The sequence below is a fragment of the Serratia sp. BW106 genome (genome assembly GCF_002607755.1).
GTDB lineage: Bacteria > Pseudomonadota > Gammaproteobacteria > Enterobacterales > Enterobacteriaceae > Serratia > Serratia proteamaculans.
This window is the reverse complement of record NZ_MCGS01000001.1, coordinates 37,959-58,711: the sequence shown is the minus strand read 5'-3', so window position 1 is coordinate 58,711 and position 20,753 is coordinate 37,959. Positions and strand designations below refer to the sequence as shown.

Annotated in this window: 12 protein-coding genes; 9 read left to right on the top strand and 3 right to left on the bottom strand. The window is 57.5% G+C overall.

What is annotated here, in order from left to right; all coding sequences use genetic code 11:
* Complete coding sequence (gene nuoN, locus BEI65_RS00220) at positions 1-1,458, top strand: NADH-quinone oxidoreductase subunit NuoN (RefSeq protein ID WP_099061603.1); 1,458 nt, start codon at positions 1-3, stop codon at positions 1,456-1,458.
* Positions 1,459-1,675: 217 nt separating this feature from the next.
* Here the strand turns inward: nuoN and BEI65_RS00215 are convergent, their stop codons facing one another.
* On the bottom strand, positions 1,676-2,551 hold the full coding sequence (locus tag BEI65_RS00215) for a LysR family transcriptional regulator (protein ID WP_099061602.1): 876 nt from the start codon (positions 2,549-2,551) through the stop codon (positions 1,676-1,678).
* A gap of 337 nt (positions 2,552-2,888) precedes the next feature.
* On the opposite strand from BEI65_RS00215, the gene BEI65_RS00210 reads away from it, so the two are divergent.
* The 5 genes from BEI65_RS00210 (at position 2,889) to BEI65_RS00190 (ending at position 8,371) form a co-directional block, all read left to right on the top strand.
* Positions 2,889-4,718 carry a thiamine pyrophosphate-binding protein gene (locus BEI65_RS00210; protein WP_099061601.1) on the top strand — a complete coding sequence of 610 codons (1,830 nt, stop codon included), beginning with the start codon at positions 2,889-2,891 and terminating at the stop codon, positions 4,716-4,718.
* An 89-nt stretch (positions 4,719-4,807) separates the two neighbouring features.
* A complete protein-coding gene (locus BEI65_RS00205; RefSeq protein ID WP_099061600.1) occupies positions 4,808-5,233 on the top strand; it encodes a cupin domain-containing protein in 426 nt (141 codons plus the stop codon).
* Positions 5,234-5,346: 113 nt separating this feature from the next.
* Positions 5,347-6,210, top strand: a complete 864-nt coding sequence (locus BEI65_RS00200) for a DMT family transporter (protein WP_099061599.1) — start codon at positions 5,347-5,349, stop codon at positions 6,208-6,210.
* A 149-nt stretch (positions 6,211-6,359) separates the two neighbouring features.
* On the top strand, positions 6,360-7,604 hold the full coding sequence (locus tag BEI65_RS00195) for an MFS transporter (RefSeq protein WP_099061598.1): 1,245 nt from the start codon (positions 6,360-6,362) through the stop codon (positions 7,602-7,604).
* Between the two features lie 272 nt (positions 7,605-7,876).
* Positions 7,877-8,371 carry a DUF1097 domain-containing protein gene (locus BEI65_RS00190; RefSeq protein ID WP_099061597.1) on the top strand — a complete coding sequence of 165 codons (495 nt, stop codon included), beginning with the start codon at positions 7,877-7,879 and terminating at the stop codon, positions 8,369-8,371.
* Between the two features lies 1 nt (position 8,372).
* On the opposite strand, the gene BEI65_RS00185 is transcribed toward BEI65_RS00190, so the two are convergent.
* Positions 8,373-9,356: a LacI family DNA-binding transcriptional regulator gene (locus BEI65_RS00185; protein WP_099061596.1), complete on the bottom strand. Its 984-nt coding sequence runs from the start codon at positions 9,354-9,356 to the stop codon at positions 8,373-8,375.
* A 270-nt stretch (positions 9,357-9,626) separates the two neighbouring features.
* Between BEI65_RS00185 and idnO the strand changes: the two genes are divergently transcribed.
* The 3 genes from idnO (at position 9,627) to elaB (ending at position 11,843) form a co-directional block, all read left to right on the top strand.
* Positions 9,627-10,391, top strand: coding sequence for a gluconate 5-dehydrogenase (gene idnO / locus BEI65_RS00180; protein ID WP_085117744.1), 765 nt, complete (start codon positions 9,627-9,629; stop codon positions 10,389-10,391).
* Positions 10,392-10,415: 24 nt separating this feature from the next.
* Complete coding sequence (gene idnD / locus BEI65_RS00175) at positions 10,416-11,447, top strand: L-idonate 5-dehydrogenase (RefSeq protein WP_198404381.1); 1,032 nt, start codon at positions 10,416-10,418, stop codon at positions 11,445-11,447.
* 84 nt (positions 11,448-11,531) lie between these two features.
* Positions 11,532-11,843, top strand: coding sequence for a stress response protein ElaB (gene elaB, locus BEI65_RS00170; protein ID WP_099061594.1), 312 nt, complete (start codon positions 11,532-11,534; stop codon positions 11,841-11,843).
* A gap of 43 nt (positions 11,844-11,886) precedes the next feature.
* Here the strand turns inward: elaB and BEI65_RS00165 are convergent, their stop codons facing one another.
* Positions 11,887-20,529 (bottom strand): GH36-type glycosyl hydrolase domain-containing protein, encoded by an 8,643-nt coding sequence (locus BEI65_RS00165; RefSeq protein ID WP_099061593.1) that lies wholly within the window; start codon positions 20,527-20,529, stop codon positions 11,887-11,889.
* Between the last annotated feature and the right edge of the window lie 224 nt (positions 20,530-20,753).

Here is a 20,753-nt window from a genome sequence, read left to right as displayed (position 1 = left end):
ATGACAATAACTCCTCAACAACTGATCGCATTGTTACCACTGTTGATCGTCGGATTGACGGTGGTGGTTGTGATGCTAGGCATTGCGTGGCGACGCGACCACTTTATCAACGCCACCCTGACCGTGATCGGTCTCAACCTGGCGCTGCTTTCACTGTACTTTGTTGGCCAGGTAGGCCCAATGGACGTCACCCCGCTGATGCGGATAGACGGCTACTCGATGTTCTATACCGGGCTGGTGATACTGGCGAGTCTGGCGACCTGTACCTTTGCCTATCCTTGGCTGGTCGGTTACCCGGACAACCGCGAAGAGTTCTACCTGCTGGTGCTGATTGCGACCATGGGTGGCATTCTGCTGGCGAGCGCCAACCATCTGGCGTCGCTGTTCCTCGGTATTGAACTGATCTCGCTACCGCTGTTTGGCCTGGTGGGCTATGCCTACCGCCAGAAGCGCCCGCTGGAAGCGGCTATCAAGTACATGTTGCTGTCCGCTGCCGCGTCGTCATTCCTGCTGTTCGGTATGGCGCTGCTGTATGCGGAGTCCGGTGACCTGTCACTGGCCGGCCTGGGCAAAAGCATGCAAGAAAACATGATGCACCAGCCGCTGATCCTGGCGGGTATGGGCATGATGATTGTTGGTCTGGGCTTCAAGCTGTCGTTGGTACCCTTCCAACTGTGGACGCCGGATGTGTATCAGGGGGCGCCTGCGCCGGTTTCAACCTTCCTGGCGACCGCCAGCAAGATTGCGATCTTTGCCGTAGTGATGCGTTTGTTCCTGTATGCACCGGCTGCCGACAACGAAGCGCTGCGCATGGTGCTGTCAATCATTGCCGTCTGCTCAATTTTGTTCGGCAACCTGATGGCCATCAGCCAGACCAACATCAAGCGTCTGCTGGGTTACTCGTCGATCGCCCACCTGGGTTATCTGCTGGTGGCGTTGATTGCGGTGCAAACCCATCAGCTGTCGCTGGAAACTGCCGGGGTTTACCTGGCCGGTTACCTGTTCAGCAGCCTGGGCGCGTTCGGTGTGGTCAGCCTGATGTCCAGCCCGTACCGTGGCCCGGACGCCGACTCACTGTTCTCCTACCGTGGTCTGTTCTGGCATAAGCCAATTCTGTCCGCGGTCATGACGGTGATGATGCTGTCACTGGCCGGTATCCCGATGACTCTGGGCTTTATCGGTAAGTTCTTTGTTATCGCGATGGGTGTCAGTGCTCACCTGTGGTGGTTGACCGGCGCAGTGGTGCTGGGCAGCGCCATTGGTTTGTACTACTACCTGCGTGTGACCGTCAGCCTGTTCCTCAGTGCGCCGGAAGCGCTGCAGCGCGATACCCCGAACAACTGGGCGTTGACCGCAGGCGGTGTGGTAGTGCTGATCTCCGCCGCGTTGGTGCTGCTGTTGGGTGTTTATCCACAGCCACTGATTACGCTGGTGCAGATGGCACAGCCAATGTTCTGATTGGCAGCAAGGCAGTAAAAAAGGGCGCCATTTGGCGCCCTTTTTTTGAGTTTGATGAAGATGAAATCGTCATTGAAGCCGAGATACCCGGGCCTAGCGCACCGAGGGGCGCTCCGGCGGGCAAGCCGCTACGACCCCTTCGGCACGCTCTCCCTAATAACGGGCTTTGTCAGCAGTCTGAGGTCGCTTCGGCAACCTTTTTTTATGAGGCGGGAGATCAGCCGGGATTGTTTTGAAACGAGGCTTCCAGTGCCTGCACGACGGCACGTACCCGCGCGGCACGCTGCAGATCGGGATGCAGCACCAGCCAGATATCGACCCAGTCTTTATTCTCCGGGAAGATGCGCACCAGGTCCGGGTCTTTATCCGCCAGGAAGGAGGACAGCAGGCCGATCCCCAAGCCGTTACGGGTCGCCGAGCGCAGCAGTAACTGCGAATTACACTGCAGAACCACGTTGGGATCGATCAGCGCTTCGCCACAAAAGTCGTTCCAGTGACGGGGCACCAGTTCGCGCGGGAACATCAGCAGATCGTGACCGCGCAGATGGTCACCCTTGGTCGGCAAGCCGTGTTTGTCGAGATAGTCCTGTGTCGCATACAAGCCCATTTCGATGGTCGCCATACGTTTGATAATCAGCTCATCGGACTCGGGCCGTGCGCCGCGGATCGCCAGATCTGCGCCACGATAGGAAATATCAGAGATATTCACCGCCGTCAGCATGGTGACGGTGATTAGCGGGTGTTGCTCCCGCAGTGCTTTCAGCGCCGGGATGACAAAGGCCTCGGCCATGGTATCGGTGGTGGCGATGCGCACATTGCCGCACAGGCTGTCGTCGCCGCTGGTGGCTTTACGGCCAATCGCCTGCACGGCGTTTTCCATATTCATGACGTCCGCCAGCATTTCCTCGCCCAGGGGGCTGAGGGAAAATGATTTTGGCGTGCGGATAAACAGCTTGGAGCCGAGGCTCTCTTCAAAAGCGGTAATGCGCCGTCCGACGGTGGCCTGGTCGACGTGTAGTTCATTGGCGGCCTTTCGTAAAGTGCCGCAGCGTGCTACTGCCAGGAAGAAGCGTGCGTCATCCCAATTCATCATGCCATTTCCTTTGTACAGGCTTATCGGCCTTGTCGATGTTCATTCTTGCGCAACCGTACTGGCTCTGGTTTAGGCTGCAAATGGAGCCCACGTATCATAATTATTTATTATGTTTCAGGATATGAATAAATGCATCAACGTGAAGCAGTTTTGCATCTTTATTTTTACCCGACAATCTTTATGCTTATCAACGTTTATGCTGTGATCTGGCGCACATTTCGTGCCAGTGTTACCCTAAACGCATAAACAGATGCGTATGAGAGCCTGTCTCTGTTGGCTAACAGCCTGGTGGGATCGACTCTGAATCAGGTTGGCCTACCACGACTGGACATTAAAAATGGAGTCTCACGCAGAGAAGTTATACACCCCCGTTGCACTGGCAACTGCGGACGGTGTCAGGGTTATTGCAACGCCCGGCGCGAAAGCGGCAGAGCAAAGTAACGCTGATGTGATTATCCAGAGTCTTGAAGCACGCGGCATTCAGCACATATTCCTGGTACCCGGCAAGCTGGTGTACCCACTGATTAAATCCATTGAACATTCAGCCATTACCGGCATCGTCGGTGCTCATGAAACCGCCTGCGGTTTTATGGCCGATGGCTACGCCCGTGCTAATCGCAAATTTGGCGTCTGCCTGGGTATCTCCGGCCCCGGCACCATGAATTTCCTGCCGGCAATGGCCGCGGCACAGGCCGATAAAATCCCGGTGCTGTATCTGGCCGGCGGGATCGCCACTTATCATGAAGCGCAGGGCGCTTTCCAGGACGGCAGCAATAGCGGCATCGATGAGCTGACTATCGTCAAACCGCTGCTTTCCGCCGCCATAGAAGTGAAAAATAACCTTACGTTGCAGCACGAGCTGCGGCGCAGTTTGTCCTGCCTGAACACCCAGCGTAAAGGCCGTGCTTATTTAAGCGTGCCGGTTGATATGCAAAAGAAAGGGGTGGCCGGCAATTATGAAGCCAGCCCGCAGCGTACGCCGCAGTGCCGCGAAGCAGCGATCGACCAGCAGGCGCTGGAGCAGGTCGTGGACGATTATCTGCTGCGCGGGCTGAACGTTGCCTGCCTGGTGGGAAACCGCATGAATAACCCGCTGGATGCTGCACTGTTGTTGCGCCTGGCGGAGAAATACCGTTTGCCGGTCGCCACTACGCTGTCCGGCAAGGGCGCTTTTCCCGAAGGGCACGAGCTGGCGCTGGGGCTGTATGGCTTCGCCGGTCACACCCGGGCGGTGGAAACCATCAATGGCGACGAAGTCGATGTGCTGCTGGTGCTGGGCTGCGATCTCAGCCAGCGCGACAGCCTGAACTGGAATCCGCGGCTGCATGGCACCAAAACGCTGGTGGTAATTGATGAAGATTTTGACAAGGTCAGTTCGCATTATCAGCCGGACATGCAGATTTTCTCCAGCCTGACCGGCACGCTGCACCACCTGTTGGATGCGGTCAGCGATGAAGATGCGCATTTGGTCGGTATCAAAAGCTTGCGCAATGGCTGGCTCGAACAGGTGCGTTCACTGCCGCTGGAGCAACAACGACCCGATTTACAGGCGCGTCTTGCCCTGGGTGAAGCCAATATGTACCCCGGCGATGCCATCAAACGCATTCGCAGCCGTATGAATCAGGACACTAACGTGGTGGTCGACTCCGGTGCGCACCGGATCTTTATGGCACATCATTGGCTGGCCAGTGGGCGCGGTGATTACCATACCTCAAGCTCTCTGGCACCGATGGGCTGGGCGATTTGTGCCGGTATCGGCATCAAGCTGGCGGCGCCGCACCGTGATTGTGTGGTGGTCACCGGCGACGGTTGTATGCTGATGCACGGCATGGAGATCCAGACTGCGGCCCGTTATCAGGTCAAGATGACCTTTGTGGTGATGAATAACTGCGCCCATGGTGCGATGCACATAGATACCTTGCAGAACCGTGGTGTCTCGGCGGACTATACGGCGCTGCCGAATCACGACTGGAAGGCCTTCGCCAACAGTCTGGGGGTTCCTTCTGCCAAAGCGGCCACGCTGGAAGAGCTGGATGAGGCGTTAGCCGCTGCGGCTGAGCACGAAGGACCGTTCCTGATAGAAGTGTTGGTAGGTAATCATGTGGCGCCTAATCGATACTATGCCGAGAGCATCGTAGAATACGAGCAGCGTATCAAAGGCTTGTAAGGACGTAGCCCACAAACTGCGGGAGCCGTCATTATTGCTTTTGTATCACGCCATTCTATTTTGTTCACAGTAGTCATGGAGCGATAACAATGTATAAACTGGCACTTCTGGCATTAATGATGGCATTTCAGGGCTATGCCCAGGCCGCTGACGATCACGGCGAAGGCATTACCAAAGAAACCCTGCTGAAAACCGAGACCTCGTGGGAAGGTTCGCCGTACCAGCATTATCCGGCCGGCGCCCCGCAGATCACCATGTTGAAGGTCACGGTGGAGCCGAACAAGGTGCTCGCCTGGCATACCCATCCGTGCATTAGCGCGGTGTATATGACCGGTGGCAGCGTCTCACTGACGGTTAAGAAAACCGGCGTGAAGCACACCTTTAAGCAGGGCGACTCCTTTACCGACACGGTAGATATCGTGCATCAGGGCGTTTCCGGCGATAAAGGTGCCGAGATGCTGGTATTCTTTGCCTGCGCCGATAACAAGCCCTTGACGGTGAAAGCCGCCGAATAATATCCCCGACATCTTTCAAGCTACAGCGTTGTCGATTGCGTTACCTGTAGGGGGCGAATACATTCGCCCCGTTTTATTTTATTGCCCATTGGGGGCGGTATACCGAGGGAATCATGGTTGCTTTGTGGATGGTTGTCGCCAGCGGGTTCTTTGCGCTGATGGGGGCCAGCATCAAACTGGCTTCGGCCAAAGTCGGCTTTTTCGACATCATTTTTTACCGCTCGGTGATTAACGTGCTGATCGTCGCTGCGTTAATTCAGGTTAAAAACCTCGGCTTTCGCACCCGGCACCTGGGTCTGCATATGAAGCGCGCCGCCATCGGTAATGCGGCAATGTACTGCGGTTTCTATTCGCTGATCCACCTGCCGATCGCCACCGCCACCACGCTGGGCTACACCAACCCGATTTTCCAGTCGGCGATCGCCTTTGTGACGTCGAAAGGGCAGTTGACCGGCAAGCTGCTGTTCTCGGTGCTGCTGGGCTTTATCGGCATTGTGGTCCTGCTGCGCCCTGATACGCCGAACGGTGAGTATGCCGCCACGCTGATCGGCCTGTTTTCTGGCTTGTTGACCGCGCTGGCCTATTTTAACGTCGGCAAACTGGTGCGCAGTGGCGAACCGGAACTGCGGGTGGTGTTTTACTTCTCGCTGGTGGGCACCCTGGTGGGGGGCGTGATGACGACGGTCGTGGGCTTTACCACGCTGGATAGCGCCATGATGCTGTGCGTGGGTGCCATCGGCGTTTTTGGTAGCCTGGGGCAGATCACCATGACCCGTGCCTATGGCAGCGGCAACGCGGTGATCGTCAGCATTCTGTCCTACAGCACCATCATTTTCTCCACGCTGCTCGGCTATCTGCTGTTTGGCGAGACGCTATCTTATATTGCTGCGGGCGGTATGGCACTGATTATACTTTCCGGCGCGCTGGCTATTTTAAAACGCGCGCCGGCGAAGGTCGCCAAGGCCGAAGCGGTGTAGTTTTGCATGCAACAGGATGCATTAATGAATCACTATGATGCATTCTTGGCTATTTTGACGGTTATACCCGAAAGGTATGATGAACGCGTCTCCTGATGAGTTTGGTTTTCAGGGTTTAGTGTTTATCCAGATTATTTCGGGAGAGAAGAATGTCTGAAGGTGTGGCTGTTGATGAAGCGGCTAAAGCGAATTCGGGCACGTCGCATTTTGCCATCCTGCTGTTTTTAGCCCTGGCATTAATGTCTGCATTGCTCAACAGCAGTGCGCCGACGCCGCTTTATCCGCTTTATCAACATGAGTTGGCGTTAAGCTCGGTCAGCCTTACGGTCATTTATGGTGCCTATGCCGCCGGTGTGCTGATCTCGCTGTTCGGCGTGGGCAACATGGCCGGTAAGGTGAAAGACCTGCGCAGCATGATAGTACCGGCTTTGCTGGTGGTGCTGGCCGGGGCCTTGTTGTTCTCGATGGCCGATTCGTTTTTGATGATGTTTATGGCACGTTTGCTGGCCGGGATCGGCACCGGGGCGTTGACCGGTGCGGCCAACATTGCATTGGTGCGTTTTGGGCCGAAAGACGGCGGTAAAAATGCGGCGCTGATTGCCACGCTGTCATTCACCACCGGCCTGGCACTGGGACCGATTTTCAGCGGTGTGGCGCTGCAAACCGGGTTCCATACCACTTCGCTGCCGTTCATTATCATTATGGCGGTGGCCGCCGTGGCTGCGTTGGGCGTGATGCTGAAATGGCCGGTTGAAGCCGTTGCCGTGCCGTTAAGCGGGGCGCAGGGGAGTGATGCCGCAGCAGAGAAAAGTTCGTTGGCTGACGGCCTGCGCGCTACCGGCGGCAAGTTCTACCTGTGTGCCGGCGCACTGTTTATCTGTTGGGCGGTGGCCGCCAGTATTCTGGCGATCGGTCCGAGCGTGTCGGAAAAGCTGTTGGGTATGCATAGCCGCGGCGTTTACGGCTATGTGATTGCGGTTTACCTGGTGATTGCCGGTATCAGCCAGATCCTGAGTCGCCGCGTTAATGCGCGCCACTCGCTGATGTTTGGTTGTCTGGCGCAGGCGTTGTCGGTGGTGGTGTTTGCCGAAGCCATTCAGATCAACTCGTTGGGTCTGGCCAGTGCCGGCATGGTGATTGCCGGTTATGCCTACGGGGCTATTTTTGTCGGCAGTGCCACGCTGGTGAACCTGATTTCACCGAAGGCCAGCCATGCCAGACTGATTTCACTGTTTTACGTTATTGCTTATATCGCCAACTGGGTCCCGATCCTGTTGGGGGTAGTGATCGACCATGCCAGCCTGCATCTGGCGGTCAATCTGTTATTTATGGTCAGTGCCGTGGTGTGCTTAATTTTGAGCTTCATGGTGACCCGTGCGGGCTTCCCGCGCTGAGATACCCGTCGTCTTCCAAGCTGGATGTCTGATTGACTGAAAGTTGAAGTTGGTAGGGTATAAGTCTCTAGTCGCTGCGCAATGTGGCGATCCGATTTCCCTGGTGTTGTTGTGTGTCATTTCCAGCGTGCTTGCCACGCTGGTTTTTTTTGTGACAAATTCCACAACTCTGTAATTACCATGTTTCTCATTACATGTTTTATGTGAATTTCATCACATAACATTGCCGATTTTCGAGTAAACTGCGCGCTTTCTCTGCTGCGGGTCGGTTTATGAACGTTATTTTTGCCATTGCTGTGACGACCGGGATCCTGTCCGGCGTGTGGGGCTGGGTGGCGGTTAGCCTGGGGCTGATCAGCTGGGCCGGTTTCCTGGGCTGTACGGCCTATTTTGCTTGCCCACAGGGCGGGCTGAAAGGGTTGTTGATCAGCACGCTAACCTGTTGCAGCGGGATCTTTTGGGCGATGGTGATCATTCACGGCAGCGAATTGGCGCCCGCCTGGAGCATGCTCGGCTACCTGTTGACCGGTGCGGTGGCCTTCCTGATGTGCATTCAGGCCAGGCAGCAGTGGTTGGGGTTTGTTCCCGGTACCTTTATTGGCGCCTGCGCCACCTTCGCCGGTGGCGGTGACTGGCCGCTGGTCACCCTGTCCTTGCTGGTGGGGTTGGTATTCGGCTACGCGATGAAAAACAGCGGCCTGTGGCTGGCGGCGCGCAAAGATAAACCTAAACAGACAACGGCTGTTACCGAGCATGTTAACCGCTGATTTAAATGGTGCCGCCGAGTGAAATGCGGTAGTGCAGGTCAACGCGCTCAATGCAGGGCACCCCTTTGATGCGTTTCAGCAAAATCTCTGTAGCGACCTTGCCCATATCAAACCTTGGGGTGATCACGCTGGCGATCCCCGGCGTGGTAGCCTTACCGATATCCAGACCGTGAAAACCTGACAGGGCGATATCCTGCGGGACCTTCAGCCCGAGCCGCAGACACGCCTGCAATACACCCACCGCCAGATCATCATTGGTGCACAAGATAGCATCCAAATCAGGGTAGAGCTGTCGCGCCATCGCCAGCATGTCGGAGCCGACCGAGACCGACGACACCCGATGCGGCGTGATTTGCCGCGGCATCAACCCCTGCTTCTCCATCGCCCGGCAATAGCCCTGGAAACGTTTGGTGTCGCGTGCGTCGGACATGGCGCCAAAGTAAACCACCTGACGTTTACCGCTGGCGAGCAGCGCTTCGGTCATGTCAAAACCCGCCTGATAGTTATCAAACCCCACGGCGATCCGTCCTTCAGGCCCTTCAAGATCCATGACCTGCGCCACCGGGATTTTTGCCGCCGCCAGATATTTTTCCGCCCGCAGAGTGTGCTCTGAATCGGTGAGGATCAACCCGGCGATCGGGTAGGCCAGCAGTTGGATAATGTGCTCTTCTTCCCGCTGACGACTGTAGTCATAGTTCACCACCAGGGTTTGATAGCCGTGCTCCAGCGTGATGGATTCGATACCGGCCAGCAGATCGGCAAAAATCTGGTTGTTGAAGGAGGGGATCAACACGCCAATACGCGGTTTTTGAGTTGAGCGCGCCTCATCGCTGTCGGTGAAGTTAACTTCTTTCATCACCTGGGCAATTTTCGCGGCGGTTTCGGCCGCCACCTTTTCCGGCGTACGCAGATAGCGGCTGACGGTCATTTTGGTCACACCGGCGAGCAGTGCAATGTCCTGCAGCGTGACGCGTTGGTTCTTCATTCAGGGGCCTTAACAGGGTGGAGCGGAAAGATGGCTAATTCTGCCATGTTAACAAATCGATCTGGTGATAACAATCGACGTTGTAAAGTATAAACTTCATGTTTTTCAATTAAATATGGTAATTCCCTGCCCCGGGTGAATGCGCGGCTTCACGTTAAAGGTAACAGCTTTTAGTAACACTGTTTTAAGTGATCTTTATCACGTTTTTACCGACGGCGATCCGCTGAGATAGGCGTCAGTCCTATCCAAATGCTATTGCCGGGGAATGTTATGAACACCTTATTTTCACTGGATAACAAAAAAATACTGATTACCGGCGCTTCTCGAGGCATTGGTTTTCTGCTGGCTCGTGGGCTGGCGCAGTATGGCGCCCATATTCTGGTCAATGCCACCACTCAGGAAAACGCCCAGCGTGCGGTTGAAACACTGCGCCGTGAAGGGTTCCGCGCCGATGCGGCGGCTTTTGACGTCACCGACTCACAGGCTATTCATGCTGCGATAGAAAAAATCGAGGCGGAAAGCGGCGGGATTGATGTGTTGATCAACAACGCCGGTATTCAGCGCCGTCATCCGTTTACCGAATTTCCGGAAAAAGACTGGGACGACATTATCGCCGTCAACCAGAAGGCGGTATTTATGGTGTCACAAGCCGTAGCGCGCCATATGGTGCAGCGCCAAAGCGGCAAAATTATCAATATCGGCTCGATGCAGAGCGAACTGGGCCGCGACACCATCACGCCGTATGCCGCCTCCAAAGGTGCGGTAAAAATGTTGACGCGTGGCATGTGCGTGGAGCTGGCACGCTACAACATTCAGGTCAATGGTATCGCACCGGGCTATTTCAAAACCGAGATGACCCAGGCGCTGGCGGATAACCCGGAGTTTACCGCCTGGCTGACCAAGCGTACCCCGGCCGCCCGCTGGGGCGATCCGCAGGAGCTGATCGGCGCGGCGGTGTTCCTGTCGTCCAAAGCCTCGGATTTTGTTAATGGTCATCTGCTGTTTGTCGATGGCGGCATGTCCGCTGCGGTCTAGCCGCCTGCTCAAGGGAAAATCATGATGAAAATTCAAACCCAATCCTGCGTGGTAAACGGCAAATATGACGTGGCGGTGGTGGAGCAGGAAGTGGATTATCAGGGGATCGGCACGCTGGTGAAAATCACCCGTGGTGGCATCTGCGGTTCCGACCTGCATTATTACCAGGAAGGCAAAGTCGGCAGTTTTCAGGTGCGGCAGCCGATGGTGCTCGGCCATGAGGTGATCGGTGAAGTGGTGGCCAGTGATACCGCGCGGCTGCCAGTGGGGCAGAAGGTGGCGTTAAACCCCAGCAAACCCTGTGGACAGTGCAAGTATTGCCTGGCGAGTCAGCAAAACCAATGTACCCAAATGCGTTTCTTCGGCAGTGCGATGTACTTCCCGCATGTTGACGGCGCCTTTACTCAGTACAAGGTGGTCGATAGCACCCAGTGCATTGCCTTCGATGCCGATCGCGATGAAAAGGTGATGGTGTTTGCCGAACCCCTGGCGGTGGCGATCCACGCGGCGAAACAGCCGGGTGAGGTTAAAGGGAAAAGGGTGTTTGTTTCCGGCGTTGGCCCGATTGGCTGCCTGTTGGTGGCGGCACTGAAGGCGCTGGGCGCCGACGAAATTGTCTGTGCCGATCTCAGCCCACGTTGCCTGGATATTGCCCAGAAAATGGGGGCGACCCGTTGTCTGCATGCCGGCAATGACGATTTTAGCCCCTACCAGCAGGAAAAGGGGGTCTTTGATATCGCTTTTGAAGTTTCCGGCCACCCACTGTCGTTGCAGCGTTGTCTGGAAGTCACCCGCGCCAAAGGTACGGTAGTGCAGGTAGGCATGGGCGGCAGTTTCCCGGACTTCCCACTGATGTTGCTGATCGCCAAGGAGTTGACTCTGCTGGGATCGTTTCGTTTTGTTGAAGAGTTTGATTTGGCGGTGGCCTGGTTGGCCGAGGGGACCGTCAATCCGTTGCCGCTACTGTCTGCCGAGTTTGATAATCAGCAACTGGCACAGGCGTTGACCTTTGCCGGTGACAAGAGTCAGGCGGCCAAGGTACAGCTGGTGTTCTGATTTTAGCCGATAGTCTGATGGCGAAGAGCGGTGATCCTTGTCTATAGTTAAGGGCCTTTCATTTTTTATCACGGAGAACTTAACATGGCGAGAAATACGGATACGGATCAAACCACGCTCGATGACGATCTGAGAATGCTGAGCGACACGCTGGAAGAAGTGTTGAAGTACTCCGGCGATCGTGCCGATCAGGCCTATATTGACATCAAGGCTCATGCCGAAGAGGCGTTGAGCGAGGTCAAATCACGACTGGCTGACTCTACCGAGTCCTACTATGCGCGGGCCAAGGATGCGGTTTGCCGCACCGACGGTTACGTGCGTGAAAACCCATGGCACAGCGTGGGCATCGGCGCGACGGTCGGTCTGGTGCTGGGCTTGCTGCTGGCGCGTAAATAACGCCTGTCAGAAGGTGGGCGCGGCAACCGCCGCGCCCTGACATTTACTGCCCCAGCGTGACCTCCACCTGATGGATTTTCCCATCGTCCAGCAGCATTATCACGGCCTCCGGCTGTTTTTCACCGTCGACAGTCACCTGCGCATCACCCTGTCCCTGGCGGACAATCAACTGATACTCGCTGCCACCTTCCCGATAGTTAACCGTCACCTGCGGCCAGTCGGCTGGCAGACGGGTGTTAACGGTCAGCCGATCGCCATGGCGTTTCAGCCCCAGCAATGACTCGAGGATCAGCCGGTACATCCAGCCGGCCGAACCGGTATACCAACTCCAGCCGCCACGGCCAACATGCGGTGCCACCGCGTAAATATCGGCGGTGACCACGTAAGGTTCGACCTTGTAGCGCTCGGCAGCGGTGCTGTCCAGGCTATGGTTGATCGGGTTGATCAGCGCCATCAATTCCCAGGCGCGTTCAATATTGCCCATCTCGGCGAAGGCCATCACCGCCCATACGGCGCCGTGGGTATACTGGCCGCCATTTTCCCGCACGCCGGGCAGATAGCCGCGAATATAGCCAGGATTAGGGCCATTGCCGTCAAACGGCGGCGTCAGCAATTTGATCAGACCGGCCTGATCGTCGACCAGATGTTTGTCCAGTGACTGCATGGCCTGCAGGCTGCGCGGCTGATCGCCGGCCCCGGACAGCACTGACCAGCTCTGGGCGATGGCATCGATACGGCACTCGGCCGACTGATGAGATCCCAGCGGTTCCCCACTGTCAAAATAGCCCCGGCGATACCATTCGCCGTCCCAGGCGTGGTCGCGCAGATTATCGCGCAGGGTGGCGGCCTGTTGACGACACTGCGTGGCCAGGTCGGCGTCGTTACGGCGTTGCGCCAGTTCACCGTAGCGCTGCAGAATATGGAACAGGAAGAAACCGAGCCACACGCTCTCACCGCGGCCCTCCAGGCCCACCATATTCATGCCATCGTTCCAGTCACCGGCGCCCATCAGCGGCAGACCGTGTTCACCGAAGGTCAAGCCGTGTTTCAACGCTCGCACGCCGTGCTGGTACAGGGTTTCCTGCGTTGCACTCAGGGCCGGCTGTTCGTAGGAAGATTCCTCGCCCGGCGCCAGCTTGCGTGCCTCCAGATAACCTACCTGTTCGTCCAGAATGCTTTGATCGTCGGTGGCGTCCAGATAGTGACAAATCGCCAGCGGTAGCCACAGATAGTCATCTGAACAGCGCGTGCGCACCCCATTACCCTGTGGCGGGTGCCACCAGTGCTGCACGTCGCCTTCGACAAACTGACGTGAGGCGCACAGCAGGATCTGTTCTCGCAGGCGCTCAGGGGCGGCGTGGGTCAATGCCAGCGTATCCTGAAGCTGATCGCGGAAGCCAAAGGCACCGCCGGATTGGTAGTAACCGCTGCGCGCCTGAATTCGGCAGGACAGGGTCTGGTACAGCAGCCAGCCGTTGGCCAGCAGATCGACGGCCGGCTGCGGCGTGCCGATCTGCACCTTGTTGAGAATGCCGTCCCAATGCGCGGCGACCTGCTGCAGTTCATCTTGCAGGCTGTCTTCCCGCAGGTAATTTTGCAGCAGCGCCTGGGCCTCATCGGCGTTTTGCCCCAAGCCGAGGGCGAATACAAAGCTGCGCTGATCGCCGTCGATCAGACTGATGGCCGACTGCACGGCGCCACAGGGATCCATGGCTGCGCCGACCTTGCCAGACAGCCGCCGCAGCTTCAGCACCGCCGGATTGGTTAGCGAACCATTGCGGCCAATGAATTCACGCCGATCGCCGCTGATCGAACAGTGCACACCGGTCACGCCAAAGAAAGCCGTGCGTTCCGATCCGCTGCTGCCGTAGTGGTTGGTGGCCAGGATCCCGCAGCCGCTCTCGAGCGTTGCCGCCTGGGTGACGATGTGCATGGCGGATTTTTGCCGCAGATCGCCGAGGATAAACTCCACATAGCCCGTGGCAGACAGCTTGCGCGTGCGCCCGGAAGTGTTGGTCAGCGTCAGCAGGAACAGTTTGACCGGTGCCTCTTTGGCCACCAGCACGGTGAGCTGGCTGTCGATACCGTTTTCGCGGTGATCAAACACGCTGTAGCCAAAACCGTGGCGGGTCAGATAGTGACCGCGGCCGCGGGCGGGCAACGGTGTGGGCGACCAGAAATGCCCATTCTCTTCATCACGCAGATAGAAGGCTTCCCCGCTGCGGTCACAGATCGGATCGTTATCCCACGGCGTCAGGCGGTATTCATGGGCGTTTTCGTACCAGGTGTATGCCTGACCACTTTCCGAGATCACCGAGCCGAACATCGGGTTGGCGATCACGTTTGACCAGGGCGCGGGGGTGATCTTGCTTTCATTCATCGCAATCACATATTCACGGCCATCCTCCGAGAAGCCGCCGAGACCGTTATAGAACTGCAGTGCGTCAATGGCGGGCAACTGCGGCGAATGCAGGTTACGCGGCAGATTGTCCACCGTGGCCAGTTTCGACGAGGCGGTCACCGGCGACAGCGGTTGCTGCAGAATTTGCGGCAGTTGCAGGCGCTGATTGAGCTGTTCGGTCAGTCCACCGCGGCGATCGTCGAGATATATCCGCGCCACGCTGAGCAGCAGGCGGTGATCATCCGGTGACATATGTTCGCTGGTGCGCACGAAGATGCCGCCGGGCTTGTCGGTCTGGGTAGATTCCATCCCGGCGGCGATCAGGCTCATGATCTGATTTTGCAGTTCCTGGCGGTAGCCGCCGACGTCTTCGTTGAGGATCACCAGATCCACCTGCAGCCCTTTCAGACGCCAGTAGTTGTGCGCCTGGATCAGCTGCTGCACCAGCTCGATATTTTCACCGTCGGTGACGGTCAGCAGCACAATAGGCAGATCGCCGGAGATCGAATGTCCCCACAGCCCTGACTGGCCACGGCGGTTTTGGATAATCTCGTTGCTGGCAGCGCGCATTTCCTGCGCCGGGAACACCACCGCGCTGGCCAGGCGATTGAACAGGTTGGCGTCTTCCTCGTTGGCATTCAATTGGCGCAGTACCACCTGGCTGTGTGACCAGGCCAGTTCAAACACGCGGTCCGCCAGATGACGGTCGCGGTATTTTTCCAGCATCGCCAGGCTGCTGACTCGGTCTTCACAGACGCCATAGAAAATATCCAGCGTCAGCGGCACGTTCGGTTCCAACACCACGCGCTGGCGAATAGCGATGATCGGGTCAATTACCGGGCCGGCGCTGTTGCTCAGCGGCGTATTTTGATACAGCGCCTGGGGGTTGGCCGGGGTACGACCACGGCCGATAAATTTGGCACGGTCGGTTTCAAACGACGTTTGGCTGCTGCGGCCCTGTACCGTCATCATGTGCAGCAACCACGGGCATTTCTCTTGCGGTTCGCGTGGGCGGCGGTGGCACAAAATAGCGTCCTGATCCGCCAGCAGCTCGGTTTGTACAAACAGGTTGCTGAAGGCCGGGTGAGCCAGATCGTTGCCGGCCGGCGCCAGCACCACTTCCGCATAGCTGGTGACTTCGATAGTCCGCGGCTGTTTACCACGGTTGATCAGCGTCACCCGGCGTAGCTCGATATCATCCTCCGGTGACACCACGATCTGCGTTTTGACCGACAACGCGCCCTGCTGGCGCTGGAACTCGGCGCCGGCATCGTTGAATACGGCGCTGTACCCCTTGGCGGCACCGCCGATCGGTTGCCAGGTATTACTCCATACCTCGCCGGTTTGCGGATCGCGCAGGTAGCAGAAAGCGCCCCAGTTATCGCAGGTGGCATCTTCACGCCAGCGGGTCAGCGCCAGGTTCTGCCAGCGGCTGTAGCTGCCACCCGCCTGGGTCAGCATCAGGTGATAATTGACGTTGGACAGCAACTGCACTTCCGGGATCGGCGAGTCCACCCGGTTGAATTCGCGTGCGGCGAAACTGGCCGGGGTAATGGTGCCCTCATGGGTTTCGAAGTGGCGGCGGGTGCTGTACAGCTCAACCGCATCCGGCACCCGTTCCTGCAGCAGCAGGCGTGTCGACTGGAATGCCGGATAGTCTGCAAAGCGCGCCACCATCGGCGCATCCAGCAGCAGGTGCGACAGGGCCAGGAAGCTCATGCCCTGATGGTGCGCCATATAAGAACGGATAATTACGTACAGCTGACCGCGGCTGAGGCGGGCAGTGGTGTAATCCAGCGCCTCGTAGAAACCATAGCGGCCTTTAGCGCCGTTTTGTTCCAACGTGACCAGGTTATTGCAGGCGGCGTGCGGATCGACAATCAACGCCATCAGCGTGGCGTAAGGTGCGACCACCATATCGTCACCCAGCCCGCGTCTCAGGCCCAGTCCGGGCACGCCAAAGGCATGATACTGGTAGTTCTGATCGGCATCGAAGCCAAAGTAGCCGGATTCGGAAATGCCCCAGGGCACGCCACGTTCCTTGCCCCAGGCAATCTGCCGTTCCACCGCCGCCCGGCACATTTGCACCAGCAGCGAATCGGGGTAGGCGGGCATCACCAACTGCGGCATCAGGTATTCAAACATCGAACCGCTCCACGACATCAGCGCTGGTTCACGGTCGATCACGGTGAACAAGCGGCCAAGCGCAAACCAACTGCGTTGCGGTACCTGGTTAGTGGCGATAGCGACGTAGTTGGTCAGGCGGATCTCCGATGCCAGCAGATCGTATTTACTGCTGTCCATGCGGTTTTGATCGCAGTTAAAGCCGACGGTCAGTAAATGGGTCGATTCGTCATACAGGAAGTGGAAGTCCATCTGCGCCATTTTTTCCAGCCGCTGCTGCAGGCTGTACAACTGGGTCAGTCGTTCCTGCGCCAGGGCGCTGGCTGCCTCGAGTTGGCTTTGCTGCTCCGGCGACAGCTTCAAGGTTCCCGGTGGGTTAGCCAGCCAGTGCAGGCTGGGCACCTGTTCCAGTTCTGACAGACCGTCGCTCAGCCAGTCGCACCACTGCGCCCATTCCGCACAGAGCTCATTGAGCTGTTGATGCAGTGCACCGGCCCAGCGTTGGGTTTCCTCATCGTGATTCAGTGCCGGCTCTTGCAGCCCGTTGCTGTAATTGCGCATGGCATTCAGCTCCGCCAGCAGGGCGGCGGGGTGGCTGTGGTGCGCTCGCTCCCAGTGATTACGCAGCTTCGACAGGTTTTTCGGCGCAGCGTCGCCCCAATGTTGCTCCAGCAGTTGCAAACTGTCGCCCAGCCCGGCCAGCATCTGTTGCGGGTCAATGACCGGTTGGTGAGCCAGGGCCGGCAAGCCGGCGCTGAGGGTCAGCAGGTGACCGGCCAGGTTGCCGCTGTCGACGCTGGAGATATAACGCGGGGTCAGAGGCTCCAGCGTGCGAGTGTCGTACCAGTTGTACAGGTGGCCGCGATAGTGTTCCATTCGGTCGAGGGTATTGAGCGTCAGTTCGATACGCCGCAGTGCCTCACTGAGCGTCAGATAACCAAAGTCATAGGCAGTGAGGTTCGCCAGCAGCGACAGCCCGATATTGGTCGGTGAAGTGCGGTGCGCGACGACCGGTTCGGGTATTTCCTGATAGTTATCCGGCGGCAGCCAGTTTTCCTGTTGATTGACGAAGGTATTGAAGAAGTCCCAGGTCTGGCGGCTGGTATGGCGCAGGAAGCGCCGCTGTTCATCGTTAATGGCGGTTTTACTGCGCTGGGGTTCGTGGCTGAGATAGCACAGCAGCAGTGGCGCCAGCATCCACAGGGCGGCCAGCGGCAGGGTGATAAACAGCGCCATCGGGTTATGCATCAGGGTGAAGAACAGCAGCACCAGGCCGGTCACCGGATTGATCCACATCGCGCGGTAGAAGTTTTTCAGCGTGACCTGCTGGCGGGCTTTGGATTGATCGTAACTGGTCCACTCCTGCAGGTTGCGTTGAGTGATCAGCAATCGCCAGAGGGTGACGGCAATCGCTTTCAGGCTGTACAGCGTTTCATGCGGCAGCGTGGCCAGCCGCAATCCAACCTGCGACAGTCGGCGCAGTGAGCCTTTCAGCGCCAACAACAGGTGCTGCAGGAACGGCCTGCGAGGCGGTTTGTGCACGATGTCCTGCACCAGCGCCAACAGGGTCGGCAGCAGCAGAATAATGGCAAACACCGCCAGCCAGTAACGGGTATTCGGCAGCCAGACGAAGCCGCAAAACAGCAGCAACAGCAGGCTGGGTGCCGTCAGGCTGCGACGCAGGTTATCGAACAGCTTCCAGCGCGACAGGGTGCTCAGCGGGTTGGCGGTACGGCTGCCGTCTGCGGTTTTCACCCGTGGCAGTAGCCAGTTGAGCAGTTGCCAGTCACCGCGGATCCAGCGCGAACGCCGCGCCACGTCTACCAGATAATTACTGGGATACTGTTCATACAGCAGCACGTCGCTCAGCAGGCCGGAGCGGGCATAACACCCCTCGAGCAGATCGTGGCTCAGCACCAGATTGGGCGGACAGGTTCCCTTCAGACTGTGTGAGAACACGTCTACGTCGTAAATCCCCTTACCGATAAACGAGCCTTCGCCAAACAAATCCTGATAGATATCCGAGGCCATCAGCGTATAGGGATCGTTACCCGGCGTACTGCTGCACAGCGCGGCATAACGGCCCTGACCATAGCTTGGGATCTCCTCGGCCATGCGTGGCTGCAGGATGGCATAACCTTCCACCACCCGTTGCTGACGCGCGTCATACTGGGGCTGATTGAGTGGATGGGCCATGGCGGCAATCAACTGGTGAGCGCTTTCACGCGGCAATACGGTATCGCTGTCCAGGGTGATGACGTATTTGACGTTTTTCAGCACTTCCAGCCCGTCGCCAATCTGGGTGCAGAAGGCGTTGCCACGGTTGCGCAGCCAGTCGTTCAGCGCATTCAGTTTGCCGCGCTTACGCTCCAGCCCCATCCACACGCCCTGTTTTTCGTTCCATTCACGGTTGCGGTGAAACAGGAAAAAATGGCTGGGCCCTTCACAAGGGTAGCGCCCGTTCAACGCCTCCATCTGTTGGCTGGCATAGGCCAACAGTTCGGCATCGTCCGCGTGCTGCTGTTGCGGGGCATCGTTGAAGTCGGTAAGCAGGGCAAAGTGCAGATGTTTCATCGCGTTGCCCAGATAACAGACTTCAAGTGCATTGATCAGCTTATCGACGTCGCTTTTACTGTCAATCAGCGTCGGTATCACCACCAGGCTACGGAACTCGGCCGGAATGCCGCAGGAAAAATCGAGCCTCGGCAGCGGTTGTGGGGTACGGCTGCGGGTAGTGACCTCGCTGAGCAGGTTTAGCACGAATTGGCTGATGACGATCGCCATGGGGAAAAACAACAGCGCCAGCCCCCAGCTGATGCCGGTGCTGTAAGCGTGGCGCAGCAGTTCGGCGCAGCAGGCGGTGGTGATCAGGCTCAGACTGCCGAGCCAGGAAAGCAGCGGCGCCTGACTCAACGCATGGCGCAGGCGGGTAATACGGCCGAGGCGCACATCAAGTTGCTGCTCCAGCTCCGGGCGGCCATCATCAATCAGGTAATAGCCGATGTGGTTGCAACGTGGATCGCTGGAGGGAATTTCAGCCGCAATGCGCGCCATATTCAGCACATGCTGGGCGACCTGCACTTCATTGTGCGGGCAATGCCGCGCCAGCATTTCAATCACGTGGCGGTAGTTGTCGCGGGTGGTGAAGTGCATCAACGGGTAAACCCCGGCCGGATCCTGGCGCAGAGTTTGTTCCACCTGGCTCATGGTTTCGACAAATTCAGCCCAGTCCATTTCGCTCAGTTGGCGGAGGCCGGAAATACTGTTGCTGACCGACAGCTGGCTGACCGCCAATTGCTGGTTAAAGCGGTGGATCAATTCGTCGGAGGTCAGGCCGACTTCCGCCAGGCGCTGCTCCACCCAGGTGAGCGGCAACGCCAGCATGGTGCCGTGACCCTGCAGGCGGCGAACCAGCTCGGCGACGAAGGCACTGGTGCGCGGGGGATTGGATCGCGCCATGTCGGCAATCACCACGATCAGATTGGCCGGATCGTTTTCCGCCGATTCCAGCATTTTAGTCACCCAGCTGTCGGCCAGATTGCGCTCCTGCTGCGCCTGGGCCACCTCAACGCTGACGCGCCGCAGGTTTTCGATCAACGCCAGGCGCAGCATGCCAGGCAGCGCCCAAAGCTCACCCAATGTCAGATTGGCTTCTTTTTGATAGGCGGCGATATAGCGCGTGAGGCTCTCGGCATCCCAGCGGCCGTCACCGTGTGCAATGGCTTCCGAAGCAACGTCATAGATGCGTGGACAGTTATGCGGTGCACTCAATTGCGGCAGGCCGCGCCCGAAGGTTTTCGGCAGGTGATGGCGCACGACGCGGATTTGTTCTTCGATCAGATAGTAGTTATCCAGCAGCCATTCGCCGGCGGGGGTCATGCTGGCTTTCTTGCCATTGCTGAGTTGATGGCAGCTTTCCGCCAGGATGCGCTCGTTATCATCCAGTCGTTTCAGCAAGTAGTAGGGAGTCTTACGCGTCGCCAGCTTGTGGGAGCGCGCCAGACGTTGGCCATAGCGCTCCATTTGATCGACAGAAAAGAGCTCGGCCTTGATCGTTCCGCCGCTAGGCTCGGGTTCTCCCTTGCCGCGCCGGGCGGGTAAAGATTTTACTTTCGGTGTTCTGCGTTGTTTTTTTAACCAATTGATTAGTATTTCTTTCACACAAAAGCTCCTTACATCTGACCCAAAGGGCAGCCGGTGAAACCGCTGGGAGATCGTGAATATCCTGTTTTTAGCGCCGGGCAGATTTGGCGTGGGTTCGCAGCAGGCAGGAACATGCCTTCTCAGTATAGCTGCATAATGGCATGTTGGCCGTTTTTTGAACTAATTGTTTAATTTTAATAAACAATTAAAGACCGCTGGCGTTGATCCCCAACGCTATTTTT